Below are 12,283 nucleotides of genomic sequence, written 5' to 3' on the forward strand. Positions count from 1 at the left end.
GTCCAGCGCTGGTCGGGCCAGCCGTGCGCGGCCGGACCGCGGTCCAGTTCGACCCGTAGCCGGTCACGCTGACTGTCCGACAGGCGGCATGACGCACCACTGGGTCCTCGTGAGGCCAGCGCCGCCGTGCCACCGGCCTGCCAGAGCCGTTTCCACTGGTAGGCCGACTTCGTACTCACCCGCAGCCGCCCGGCGACCTCGACCGGATCGACCCCGGCGGCGAACAGGTCCGCCGCCTGCACCCGGACCACTTCCCGACGGGCACGACCCTGCNCGGTAAGCCCGCNACCATCCGCATNCCTCATGCCCGATACAAGCGTCGGACACGGCCGGGTCATACCCGGACAGACCGGATGTGATCAAACAGACCCCGACCATTCAAGATCTGTAGCAGGAAGCCCCGCGCCTCGATGCCGGCGATCGTGGTGGCCCCCAGCGCCCGGGCCGCGTCCGCCAGCGCACCGATGACCACCCCGAAGGCGGTCGGCGTCGCGAGCAGCGGGGTGATGTCTTTGAACACGACCCCTGGCTGCGGCCAGTCGGGAATGTCGCGGATGTGGCCACGCAGGACCTCGGCGACCGCGTCGTGCGCGGCGGACCGCTGCGGTGCGTCGTCGATGCTCGTCATCGTGCCGCTTCTCCCACCTTCAGGGTCGTCTGGACTTCAGGGTTGCCCGGACATCAGGATCGTCCCGACATCAAGATCGTCCGGAGATCCGCGGCCACCCGATCGGAGCCCCGCCCAGATCCGCGCGGCCGGCGACCTGGCTCACCGGCGTTTCTTACCGCTCGGCCGTCCGCGCCGCCCGGGTTTGCGCCCCGCGGCGCGCCGGGCAGGGGGCGCGCCCGACGGTCGTCGGGCGGCACCGCCCAGGTTCGCCCCGGCCGGAACCGGTTCACGCGCGCCGGAGACGGGAGCGTCCTCACCCCAGCCGGCCGGATCGACCGCCGCGCCGGCGGGAACAGCCGTGCCCGGCACACCCGCGGCGGCCCGGACCCGCCTGGCGCGCTCACGGGCGACCCGCGCATCCAGCGCCCGCACGGCGGGATCGCCGCGCTTGAGGTCGACGAGCAGCGGCGTGGCAAAGAACAGGGAGGAGTATGTACCGGAGGCGATACCGACGAACTGGGCGAGCGCGAGGTCCTTCAGCGTGCCGGCACCGAGCAGACCGGCGCCGACGAAGAGGAGGGATGCGACCGGGATGAGGGCGATGAGGGAGGTGTTCAGTGAACGCACCAACGTCTCGTTGAGCGCGTCGTTCGTCGCCTCCGCGTAGGTCCGCCGCGTCGACGTGCCCATGCCCGCGGTGTTCTCCCGCACCCGGTCGAACACCACCACCGTGTCGTACAGGGAGAATCCGAGGATCGTCAGCACGGCGATGACCGTCGACGGCGTCACCTCGAAACCTACCAGCGAGTAGACACCCATGGTGACGACGAGGTCGTGAACAAGAGCGGCCATCGCCGCGAGCGCCATCCTCCACTCGAACCGTACCGAGAGGTAGATCACGACGAGCACGAGGAAGACGGCCAGGCCCTGGAGGGCCTTGTTCGTGATCGTCGATCCCCAGGACGAGCCGACGGTCGACACGGCGATGTCGCGGTCCGGGTTCGACACCGAGAAGCGCTTGGCCAACGCGCCGGTCAGCTCACGGGTCTGGGCGTCGGAGAGGGTCGGCGTCTGGATCCGGAACTGGTGGGAGGTCTCCAGTTGCTGGACCACACTGTCCGCCGGGTCGAGCCCGATGCCGGACAGCGTGTCCTCGACCTGCGCGACGGTACCGCCACCGCTGGGTAGCTGGAAGACCGCGCCACCGGAGAACTCGATACCGAAGGTGAAGCCACGGAAGATCATGCTGATGATGCAGACGGCGACCACGACGCCGGAGACGGCATACCAGGCCTTGCGCCGGCCGACGAAGTCGACGTTGAAGTCGCTGCGGTAGATCCGCCCGACCAGTGCCATCTCAGCTCTCCCGCCTCTGCCCGGTCGGCGCCGGCCGCTTGGCCAGTCGCGCCCGGGTGGAAGCGGCCNGCGCCACGCCACCGCCACGCCCGCCGAGGGTCTTCGGACTCAGGCCCGAGTACCGGCTGACCGAGAACAGTCTGCGCCGCACCAGCAACGTCACCAACGGCCGGGTGAAGATAAACATGATCACGACATCGCTCAACGTCGACAGCCCGAGCGTAAAGGCGAAGCCGCGCACCGAGCCGATCGACAGGATGTAGAGGACCGCGGCGGCCAGGAAGGAAACCGTGTCCGCGGAGAGCATCGTGCGCCGCGCGGCGGGCCAGGCACGATCCGTGGCCGCCCGGACCGTGCGACCGGCCCGGACCTCGTCTTTGATCCGTTCGAAGTAGACCACGAACGAGTCCGCCGTGACACCGATCGACACGATCAGGCCGGCGATGCCGGCCAGGGTCAGCGTGAACCCGATCGCCACGCCGAGCAGCACCACCGAGGCGTAGATCAGCAGACCGCTGACGGCGAGGGAGATGATCACGACCATGCCCAGCGCCCGGTAGTACAGGAAGGAGTAGGCGATGACGAGAACGAGTCCGATGGCGCCGGCGAGCAGTCCGCCGTGCAGCGAGTCACGACCGAGGGTCGGCGAGATGGACTCGGCCTGGGAGCGCTCGAAGGCCAGGGGAAGGGCACCGTAGCGCAGCACGTTGGCGAGGTCCTCGGCGTCGGACTGGCTGAAGCCGCCGGAGATCTGGGCCGATCCGGGGATGCGCTCGTTGGTCTGCGGCGCGGACTGCACCACCCCGTCGAGCACGATCGCAACCTGCTTGCCGATCGTGCTCTCGGTCAGCTTGGTGAACTTGTTCTGGCCCGGACCGGTGAACTCGACGTTCACGACCCACTGCCCGGTGGTGATGCCCGTGGTCCCGCCGCCGCCCTGCAGGCCCGCGGAGGCGGTCTTCACATCCGTCCCGACCACCGTGGCCGGCTTGAGCAGGTACTTCGTCGTCCCGGTCCGGTCACAGGCGGCGGTCCAGTCCTGCGGGCGGTCGGTGCTGACCGAGGCTTTGCGGACGTCGGCCGCTGCGCACGTCAGCGACTCGTAGCGAGCGAACACGTCGGCAGGCGGGCTGTCCCCGGTCGACCCGGTCGACCCGGTCGCCGCCGGCGCGGGGGCCGGGGCCGGAGAAGCCGAGGCCACCGGAGAAGCCGAGGCCGCGCCCACCGCGGGTGTGCCCGCGGCGGTCAGCGACACCGGCTGGGCGATCAGGCCGCGGCCCGTGCCGTCACCGAGCGCGGCCGGTTTGTTCGACGCGGCGGGNGCCGGGGNTGACGGCGCGATGCTCGGCGTGCTCTGGCCGGCCGTCGGGGCCGGCTGGCCCGTCGCACCCGGCGTGGGTGCGGAGGCCGCCCCAGTGGGGGTGGGCACCGGGGTGGCCTGGCCGGACGTGGCGACCTCACGGAAACGCAGTTCAGCGGTCTGCCCGACCAGATCCACGACGTCGTTGCGGCCGCGGCCGGGCACCGAGATCTCGATCTGGTTGCCGGTACGATGAACCTCGGACTCGGCGACGCCCAAGCCGTCAACGCGCTGCCGGATGATGTCGACGGCCTGGTTGACGGCACCACTGTCGACGTTGTTTCCCTGCGTGGCACGAGGCGTGAGGATGACGCTCGTCCCGCCCTGCAGGTCGAGCCCGAGCCGGGGCTTCCAGTTTCCGGTAGCGGCCATGAGGCCGTAGAGGACGACGATCAGACCGCCGAGGATCCCCAGCCGGGTCCAGACGGAGATCCCCCTGGGTACCCGTGCCGAGCCGCGTGCCACCTGCGAGTCCCTTCCTCACGCGCCGGTGTGCCGGCGCTCGTTCGTCTCGCCGCTGCCCGGACCGGCGGTGCCCAAAGTATCCGAACGAATGTCACCGAGGGTGCGTTCCGCTCCCCGAACGGTAGTGCTCGGTCAGGTGACCGGCGATCACAGCTCCTTGCGGGGCGGGTGTGTCGTTTCACCGCCCGTGCCGCCGTCCCCACCGGGGAGGCCACCGCCGGGATGCGACGCCTCGGCGCCACCGGGGCCGTCGGAACCGTCGTCGTGTGACCGGGGTTCCCCGGAGGACTCCCCGCCGTCCCCGGCTCCGCCGGGCGTACTGATCACCCGAGCGACCGCGCTGCGCGAGAAGCGGCAGACGACATCGGGCGCAACCTCCAGCAGGAGGTCGCCGTCCTCCATCTCGACGACCGTGGCGTAGAGACCAGCGGTGGTCATCACCAGGGTACCGGGAACGATCCGCGATATCTGCTGCTGTTGCGCCTTGGCGCGGCGCCGCTGCATCGAGAAGAAGTAGACGATCACCAGGATGAGGATCAGCGGGAACAGAAGCCCGCTGATCGAACTGCCCCCGTCCTTGCCGGCCGCCACCGAAGCTGCCACGAGTACGTGCACGTCCTGCCCTCCTGATGTGTTGCGGCGATCGTACGTATCGATCGGATGCCTGTGGTGGGCAGGGCGGTTGTGCCCGGCACACAGGACCTCCTCCGGCCGGAATGGCCGATGCTACGGGGACGACTCATCCCGGACGGAGTAATCACCTTCAGTGACTACTCCCCGGCCGACCGACCCTCTCACAGTCATTCTCCCTCGGTGAACAGCGAGACCTGGGTACGACCGAGCGGATCGGTGACGGGGTCCAGACCGAGGTGCTCGAAGGCGGCGGGAGTGGCCATCCGGCCCCGGGCGGTACGGATCAGCAGGCCGGCACGCAGCAGGAACGGCTCGGCCACGTCCTCCACCGTCTCCGGTTCCTCCCCGACCGACACGGCGAGCGTGGTGAGCCCGACCGGACCGCCGCCGAACCGGGTGACCAGCGCCTCCAGCACGGCCCGGTCGAGACGGTCCAGTCCGAGCCCGTCGACGTCGTAGATCCGCAGCGCCGCCTGGGCGATCTCGCGGGTGACCACGCCGTCGGCCCGCACCTCCGCGTAGTCGCGCACCCGGCGCAGCAACCGGTTGGCGATGCGGGGCGTACCACGCGACCGGCCAGCGACCTCGGCGGCTCCCTCGGCGGTGAGGGTGACCCCCAGCAGGCCGGCCGAGCGAGTCAGCACCCGGGCGAGCTCGTCGGCGTCGTAGAAGTCCAGATGGGCGGTGAACCCGAACCGATCCCGCAGCGGGCCGGTCAGCAGGCCCGACCGGGTGGTAGCCCCGACCAGCGTGAATGGCGACACGTCGAGGGGGATCGCGGTCGCGCCCGGGCCCTTGCCCAGGATGACGTCAACCCGGAAGTCCTCCATCGCGGCGTAGAGCAGTTCCTCGGCTGGCCGGGCGATCCGGTGAATCTCGTCGAGGAACAGGACCTCTCCCGGGGAGAGGGCAGTGAGGATCGCGACGAGATCCCCGGCGCGTTCGATCGCCGGCCCACTGGTCATCCGCAACGGAACCTCGAGCTCCTGCGCCATGATCATCGCAAGGCTGGTCTTGCCCAGACCGGGCGGGCCCGACAGCAGGACGTGGTCCGGCGGGCGACCACGCGCCCGCGCCCCCTCGAGCATGATTGTGAGCTGCTCGCGCACCTTACGCTGGCCGACGAACTCGGCCAGGGTGCGCGGACGCAGCCCGGCCTCGAAGGCGCGCTCCTCGGGACTCGCCGCGGCGGACACCAGGCCGTCGTCACTCATGTCCCACCTCCGCGTACCCCCGCCCCTCGACGTACCCCCGCTCCGACCGACCGCCGCCCCGGCTGACCACCGCCCGACGCGGTCGCGCGCCGCATGGCGGCGTCATAACGGCCCTCACCTGCGTAGCACGGCAAGACTCGCGCGCAGCAGGGTCGCGGTGTCGGGCGGAGCGCCGCCGGTTCCCGAGTCGGCCCCGGCCCGGGAACCCGGGGCGCCTTCCTTTCCCGGGACGTCTCCCTTGCCCGGGGCGGCCTGCTCGCCACCGGCTGCGGCGCCCTCGCCGACGGGCGCGGCCAGGACCACGAGCGCCCGGGACACGGCGGCGTCGGCCTCACGACCCGAGTAGCCCAGGCCCACCAGCGCCTCCCGCACGGTCGCCGCGACCCCGACGGCATCGGCCGGCATCGGTTCCGGTCCCGACGTCAGGCGCGGGCCGGGCAGCGGCGCACCGTCACCCGGCGGACCGAGCCGGTCCCGCAGGTCCAGGACGATGCGCTGCGCGCCCTTGCGCCCGATACCGGGGACCTTCGTCAGCACCGCGAGATCCTCCTCGGCGACGGCGCGGCGCACCGTGTCGGGATCGTGCACCCCGAGCACGGCCTGGGCGAGCTTGGGCCCGACCCCGGCCGCGCTCTGCAGGATCTCGAAGACGTCGCGCGCATCGGCGTCGGCGAAGCCGTAGAGGGTCAGCTCGGTCTCGCGCACGATCAGGGTGGTGGCGAGGGAGGCGGACTCCCCCACCCGCAGCCGCGACAGCGTCGACGGCGAGCAGTGGACGAGCAGGCCCACCCCGCCGACCTCGATGACGGCGGACAGCGGGGTCAGCGCGGTGACCGTGCCGGCCAACGACGCGATCATCGGGTGGGTCCGCCCGGCGCGGCGGAACGGAACCGGGCCAGCGCCGGCCCACGCCACAGGTGGCAGAGCGCCAACGCGAGGGCGTCCGCCGCGTCGGCCGGGCGTGGCGCCTCGGTCAGCCCGAGCAATCTGGTGATCATAAAACTGACCTGCGCTTTGTCCGCCCGGCCGCTGCCGGTCACCGCGGCCTTCACCTCACTGGGCGTGTAGAGACCCACCGGCAGGCCTCGCCGGGCGGCCAGCACGATGGCGACCGCCCCGGCCTGCGCGGTGCCCATCACGGTACGCATGTTCGCCTGGCTGAAGACCTTCTCGACCGCGACCGCCTCCGGGCGGGTGCGATCGAGCCAGGCGTCGATGCCATCGGACACGGCGCACAACCGTTCGGCGACCTCGGCGGTGGCGGGGGNGCGCACCACCCCCACCTCGACCAGGTGGGCCCGGATGCCGAGGCCACCGTCGACGACCCCCAGGCCACACCGGGTCAGCCCCGGATCGACCCCCAGCACCCGCATCCACCCTCCCGACCGCACGTTCACAAGAACATTCGTTCGATTCTAGGGGCGGCGGCACAACCGGACATCCACGACACGCCCAACAGATCGCCCGAGAGGACGATCAGCTGCCGACGAGCTCCATCACGTCATCGGAGATGTCGGCATTGAACCAGACGTTCTGGACGTCATCGAGATCCTCGACCGCCTCGATGAGCTTGAGGACCTTGGCGGCGGGTTCGGCCTCCAGCGACACGCTCACACTCGGCAGCCAGGAGATGTCCGCGGAGGTGACCGCCAGGCCGGCATCGGTGGCGGCCACCCGCACGGCGTGCAGATCGGTCGCCTCGGAGACCACCTCGAAGGCCTCCCCGACGTCGTTGACCTCCTCCGCGCCGGCGTCGAGCACAGCGAGCAGTACGTCGTCCTCGGTGAGGCCGGCGGTCTTCTCGATAAGCACGACACCCTTGCGGTTGAACAGGTACGACACCGACCCCGGGTCGGCCACCGTGCCGCCGTTACGGGTGATCGCCACCCGGACATCCGACGCCGCCCGGTTACGGTTGTCGGTCAGGCACTCCACGAGGATCGCCACCCCGCCCGGGCCGTACGCCTCATAGGTGATGTCCTCGTAGTTCACCCCACCGGCGAGCTCGCCGGAACCCCGCTTGACGGCCCGTTCGATGTTGTCGTTCGGCACGGACTGCGACTTCGCCTTGGCGATGGCGTCGGCGAGCGTCGGGTTGCCCGCGGGGTCTCCGCCGCCCGTCTTGGCCGCCACCTCGACCGTCTTGATCAGTTTGGCGAACAGCTTGCCCCGGCGGGCATCGATGACCGCCTTCTTGTGCTTGGTGGTCGCCCACTTGGAGTGGCCGCTCATGACCTGCCTCTCTTGCGCCCGATCATCGACCGGACCCGGACGATCGGACGCTGTCGACGAATAGCCGGTGCACCCGGGCATCACCGGTCAGCTCCGGATGGAACGCGGTGGCCAGCAGCGGTCCTTGGCGGACCGTCACCGGCGCCTCGGCGACACGGGCCAGGACCTCGACCGCGTCTCCTGCCTTTTCTACCCATGGTGCCCGGATGAAGACCGCGTGCACAGGTGGCCCCGCCACCCCGACGACCTCGAGGTGTGCCTCGAACGAGTCCACCTGCCGGCCGAAGGCGTTACGCCGGACGACGATGTCCAGTCCGCCGATCAGTGGTTGATCCGGCCGACCGCCCACGACGTCCCGCGCAAGCAGGATCATGCCAGCACATGAACCGAACACGGGCAACCCCGCGGCCACCGCCGCCCGCAACGGCTCCAACAGCTCGAACACGCGCAGCAACCGGCCGATCGTGGTGGATTCACCTCCGGGCAGGACGAGCCCGTCGACCTCGGCGAGCTCCACCGCGTGGCGCACCGCCACCGGCCGCGCGCCGGCCTCGGTGAGCGCCCGGGCGTGCTCGCGCACATCCCCCTGCAACGCGAGGATGCCGATCCGCGGGCCACTCACCAGCCGCGGTCGGCGTAGCGGGCTTCCGGGGGAAGCTCGGTGACGTTGATGCCCACCATCGCCTCGCCAAGGCCCCGGGAGACCTTCACCAGAACGTCGGGGTCCTTGAACATGGTGGTCGCCTCGACGATGGCCCGAGCGCGGCGCGCCGGGTCCCCGGACTTGAAGATCCCGGACCCGACGAACACCCCGTCCGCGCCGAGCTGCATCATCAGCGCCGCGTCCGCCGGGGTGGCGATACCGCCGGCGGTGAACAGCACGACGGGCAGCCGACCGAGCCGGGCCACCTCGGCGACCAGCTCGACCGGGGCGCGCAGCTCCTTGGCCGCCGCGTAGAGCTCCTCGGCGGGCAGCCCCGACAGCCGGGCGATCTCCGCCCGGATGGTACGCATGTGCACCACGGCGTTGGACNCCTCGCCGGTGCCCGCCTCACCCTTGGAACGGATCATCGCCGCGCCCTCGGCGATCCGGCGCAGCGCCTCCCCCAGGTTGGTGGCTCCGCAGACGAACGGCACCGTGAAGCGCCACTTGTCGATGTGGTGGTGCGGGTCGGCAGGCGTGAGAACCTCGGACTCGTCGACGTAGTCCACCCCGAGCGCCTGCAGCACCTGTGCCTCGACGAAATGCCCGATCCGGGCCTTGGCCATGACCGGGATGGAGACCGCCTCGATGATCTCCGAGATCATGTCGGGATCACTCATCCGCGCCACCCCACCCTGCGCCCGGATGTCGGCGGGAACCCGCTCCAGCGCCATCACCGCGACGGCGCCGGCGTCCTCGGCGATGCGGGCCTGCTCGGCGGTGACCACATCCATGATCACACCGCCCTTGAGCATCTCCGCCATGCCGCGCTTGACGCGGGCGGTACCGGCATGCCGGGCGGAGTCGGTCGCCGGGCCGGCGGCGGGGGCAGTCTGGCCCTCGGACATGATGTGCCGTCTCTTTTCACTGGGTCGGGTCGCCAGGGCCGCTGGGTACCGGCATGTCTGGCACCTGCATGTCGGCTACCCCACCGGATGGTTCCCGTACGGGTGGGTCGGTTTTCCATGGTACGGCGATCTCGCGACCGGCCGGGCCATCAGGAGGCCAGCCCCGGCAGGTCGTCGCGAGGGACGCCCTCGCCACGGATCGGCAGGGCGTCGTCGATCTCGAAGTAGCTGGCCGGCGGCCGGCGGCCGGCCAGGTGCGCCATCCGCACCACGCGTCGACCGGCGAGTGCCCGCAGGTCGCGGACCGCGTCGTTGTGGAACTGCCGGGCGAGCGCGACCCGGGCCGCGCAGGAGTCGACCGCATGCAGCTCGGCGGGGNGGTGCTGGCCGGCCGCGGCGACCTCGGCGGACCGTAACGCCCGGCTCAGGGCATTCTCGCTCTGCTCGACCGCGGCGTCCAACGCCCCCCCGGCGAGCAGGTCCGGATAGGCCGTTCGGGCCCGGGCCACGCTCTCGCCCAGCTCGGCCAGCTCACATCGCAGGGCCAGCTCGCGCGCGGCGTCGGCGCGGGCGACCAGGTGCGCCACCAGCCCACCGCGGGCGTCCGCGACCCGGGCCGCGAGTCGGTCGAGCCGAGTGGCCAGCCAGGTCAGATAGGTCGCGATCGCCACCACCAAGGCGACCACCACCACGACGACGGTCATCCCGCGCAGCGTAACCAACGGCCGAATGTGACGTGGCTCTGGTACCGGGGCAGGTCAGTTACCACTCCTCGCGTCGCCCCGGACCGGCAACCGCGTCGCCGTCGCGACCGACACCCGCATGTCCCCGGAGACCATCTGGTACACCCCGACGATCCGCTCGGCGATGGCCCGCCAGTCGTAGGCGGTGACGACGGCGCGACCGCGTTCCACCAGCCGCGCGGCGCCGGCGGGATCACGCAGCACCTGGGCCAGGGTCGCGGCCAGCCGCGCGGGATCGCCGACGTCGAACAGCCTGCCGGCGCGCCCGTCATCGAGGACCCGGCGGAAGGCGTCGATGTCGCTGGCCACCACCGGGGTCCCGGTCGCCATCGCCTCGAGCAGCACGATCCCGAAGCTCTCCTGACCGGTGTTCGGGGCGCAGTAGACCTGCCCGGAGGCGAAAACCCGGGGCTTGTCAGCGTCGGAGACCATGCCGACGAGGTCGACCCGCGAGCGCAGGGTGGGCTCCAGCCGGGCCCGCACCGCCGCCCCGTCACCGGGCCCCGCCACCAGCAGCCGGACACCGTCGATCTCGGCGGCGAGCGCAGGCAGGGCGGCGAGCAGCACGTCAAGGCCCTTGCGCGGCTCGTCGATACGCCCGAGGAACACGACGGTGGGCCGCCCGTCGTCGTAGTCGGGCAGGGGCCGGGCGCCGGCGAAGTTCTGCACCGCCACCCCGTTCGGGATCAGGATGGCGTCGGCGCCCAGATGCTCGACGAGGGTGCGCCGGGCCGCCTCGGAGACCGCGATCCGAGCCCGCAGCTTCTCGAACGACGGCTGCAGCGCGCCCTGGGCCGCGGTGAGGAACCGCGACCGGGGGTTGGCGGTGTGGAAGGTGGCGACGATCGGTCCATCGGCCAGCATGCAGGCCAGGAGGCTGACGCTGGGCGCGGTCGGTTCGTGGGCGTGCAGGACATCGAAGTCGTGCTCACGCAGCCAACGGCGGACCCGGGCGGCCGAGACCGGGCCCATCAGGAGCCGGGCGACGGAGCCGTTGTAGGGCAGCGGTAACGCCCGACCCGCGTCCACCGCGTAGGGCGGCAGGGTCCGTTCGTCGTCCACCGGGGTGATGACGGACACCTCGTGACCGGCGGCGATCAGGGTCTCGGCGAGGTCACGCACGTGCGCCTGGACCCCGCCCGGTACGTCCCAGGCATAGGGGCAGGCCAGACCGATCTTCACGGCGGCGTCATCCGTCGTCGCGCCAGATCCGCTGGAGCATGTGCCAGTCCGCGGGGTGCGCGGCAACGCCGGCGGCGAAGGCGTCCGCGAGTCCCTGCGTCATCGTCGGGATGTCGCTCGGCTCGACGGCGGGATGGATCCGCCCGCTCCACCCGTCATGGTCGAACCAGAGCGTGGCGGGCAGCAGCGCCGCTCCGGTGCGCAACGCGAGCGCCGCGGGCCCGCCGGGCATGGTGGCCGTGGCGCCGAAGAACCTCACCGGGATCCCGCCACGGGAGAGATCCCGGTCCGCGAGCAGGCAGAGCATCCCCCCGGCCAGCAGGCGCTCGGTGAGCAGGTCGAACGGAGGAGCCTGCCCGCCGGTCAGCGGGACGACCTCCATGCCGAGTTCCGAGCGGAAGGCCAAGAACCGCTCGAAGAGCGCCTCCGGCCGCAGGCGTTCGGCGACGGTCGTGAACGGCACGCCATTCGCCACCAGCCAGGCGCCCGCCTGCTCCCAGTTGCCCATGTGCGGCAGCGCCACGATGGTCCCTTTCCCGCGGGCGTGCGCATCCCACAACCGATACTGGTCCAGCAGCCGCAGCCGGCCGACGACACGGTCCAGACCGATCTCTCGGAAGCGGAACACCTCCAGCCAGTACCGCGCGTAGGAGCGCATCGCCGCCCGGGTCAACCGGTCCAGATCGGTTCCCGGCGGCGCCACCCGGGCGAGATTCGACCGCAGCCGGCGCACCCCCCGCCCGTCGCGGCGGTAGGCCAGGTCGGCGCCGAACCGGAACGCCGCGGCGGCCACGGGCTGCGGGAGCAGCCGGACGCCGCGCCAGCCCAGCGCGTAGGCGAGGTCGGTGAACCGCCCGGCTGCCGCCGCCCGCCCAGCCGCCGTCGCCCGCACGCCCGTCGTCAACGCTCGGCTCTTCGTCGGGTCGTCTCGATGACC

13 protein-coding genes and 1 pseudogene are annotated in these 12,283 nt (G+C 71.5%); all 14 read right to left on the bottom strand.

The window, feature by feature from the left end:
* A partial coding sequence (locus tag ALLO2_RS15225; protein WP_232235123.1) for a helix-turn-helix domain-containing protein occupies positions 1-251 on the bottom strand: 251 nt, incomplete at its 3' end.
* 137 nt (positions 252-388) lie between these two features.
* A pseudogene (locus tag ALLO2_RS15230) lies at positions 389-628 on the bottom strand (adenine phosphoribosyltransferase); the annotation flags it as partial.
* Between the two features lie 141 nt (positions 629-769).
* The gene (gene secF / locus ALLO2_RS15235; protein WP_011435816.1) at positions 770-1,966 is read right to left on the bottom strand and encodes a protein translocase subunit SecF; all 1,197 of its coding nucleotides are present in this window, start codon (positions 1,964-1,966) and stop codon (positions 770-772) included.
* A 1-nt stretch (position 1,967) separates the two neighbouring features.
* Complete coding sequence (gene secD, locus ALLO2_RS15240; protein WP_035732884.1) at positions 1,968-3,791, bottom strand: protein translocase subunit SecD; 1,824 nt, start codon at positions 3,789-3,791, stop codon at positions 1,968-1,970.
* 147 nt (positions 3,792-3,938) lie between these two features.
* Positions 3,939-4,406, bottom strand: a complete 468-nt coding sequence (yajC, locus tag ALLO2_RS15245) for a preprotein translocase subunit YajC (RefSeq protein WP_011435814.1) — start codon at positions 4,404-4,406, stop codon at positions 3,939-3,941.
* A gap of 185 nt (positions 4,407-4,591) precedes the next feature.
* Positions 4,592-5,638 carry a Holliday junction branch migration DNA helicase RuvB gene (ruvB, locus tag ALLO2_RS15250; protein WP_011435813.1) on the bottom strand — a complete coding sequence of 349 codons (1,047 nt, stop codon included), beginning with the start codon at positions 5,636-5,638 and terminating at the stop codon, positions 4,592-4,594.
* Positions 5,639-5,752: 114 nt separating this feature from the next.
* Positions 5,753-6,496, bottom strand: a complete 744-nt coding sequence (gene ruvA, locus ALLO2_RS15255) for a Holliday junction branch migration protein RuvA (protein ID WP_011435812.1) — start codon at positions 6,494-6,496, stop codon at positions 5,753-5,755.
* Positions 6,493-7,011, bottom strand: coding sequence for a crossover junction endodeoxyribonuclease RuvC (gene ruvC / locus ALLO2_RS15260; protein ID WP_035732886.1), 519 nt, complete (start codon positions 7,009-7,011; stop codon positions 6,493-6,495). The genes ruvA and ruvC overlap by 4 nt, the downstream gene beginning before the upstream one ends.
* A gap of 103 nt (positions 7,012-7,114) precedes the next feature.
* Positions 7,115-7,870 carry a YebC/PmpR family DNA-binding transcriptional regulator gene (locus ALLO2_RS15265; protein WP_011435810.1) on the bottom strand — a complete coding sequence of 252 codons (756 nt, stop codon included), beginning with the start codon at positions 7,868-7,870 and terminating at the stop codon, positions 7,115-7,117.
* A gap of 22 nt (positions 7,871-7,892) precedes the next feature.
* Entirely contained in the window at positions 7,893-8,492 is a 600-nt protein-coding gene (gene pdxT / locus ALLO2_RS15270; protein ID WP_011435809.1) for a pyridoxal 5'-phosphate synthase glutaminase subunit PdxT, read from the bottom strand.
* Positions 8,489-9,421, bottom strand: a complete 933-nt coding sequence (gene pdxS, locus ALLO2_RS15275; RefSeq protein ID WP_035732888.1) for a pyridoxal 5'-phosphate synthase lyase subunit PdxS — start codon at positions 9,419-9,421, stop codon at positions 8,489-8,491. Before pdxS ends, pdxT begins: the two co-directional genes overlap by 4 nt.
* Positions 9,422-9,570: 149 nt before the next feature.
* A complete protein-coding gene (locus ALLO2_RS15280) occupies positions 9,571-10,125 on the bottom strand; it encodes a hypothetical protein (protein ID WP_035732890.1) in 555 nt (184 codons plus the stop codon).
* 54 nt (positions 10,126-10,179) lie between these two features.
* Positions 10,180-11,346: a glycosyltransferase family 4 protein gene (locus ALLO2_RS15285; protein WP_011435806.1), complete on the bottom strand. Its 1,167-nt coding sequence runs from the start codon at positions 11,344-11,346 to the stop codon at positions 10,180-10,182.
* Positions 11,347-11,353: 7 nt separating this feature from the next.
* Positions 11,354-12,250: a phosphatidylinositol mannoside acyltransferase gene (locus ALLO2_RS15290; protein ID WP_051623774.1), complete on the bottom strand. Its 897-nt coding sequence runs from the start codon at positions 12,248-12,250 to the stop codon at positions 11,354-11,356.
* Between the last annotated feature and the right edge of the window lie 33 nt (positions 12,251-12,283).

It is taken from the genome of Frankia sp. Allo2, assembly GCF_000733325.1.
GTDB lineage: Bacteria > Actinomycetota > Actinomycetes > Frankiales > Frankiaceae > Frankia > Frankia casuarinae.